Annotated in this window: 1 protein-coding gene; it reads right to left on the minus strand. The window is 35.5% G+C overall.

The features are described 5' to 3' along the window. Positions 1-214 (minus strand): DRTGG domain-containing protein (locus ACRHOC_RS15825; protein WP_431159518.1); only part of this gene is annotated, 214 nt, incomplete at both ends.

Genomic DNA, 214 nt, shown 5'->3' on the forward strand with positions numbered 1-214 from the left:
TTAAGAATAGGAATAATTTGTTCTAGACCTTTAATTAATTTTGTAGTTGAAGGTGAGAGCTTCATACTTCCACTGAATATGACGCCTGCAATACTTGGGTAGTGTGAAGATATATGCGCTTGTAGAGTACCCATCAATATATCTTCACGATCAGCTGGAGTTATTATTACAGAATCTTCAGTAAGATGCTCTAATAAATGCTGAAGTTGCATGG

This window comes from Winogradskyella poriferorum, assembly GCF_050618035.1.
Lineage (GTDB): Bacteria > Bacteroidota > Bacteroidia > Flavobacteriales > Flavobacteriaceae > Winogradskyella > Winogradskyella poriferorum_A.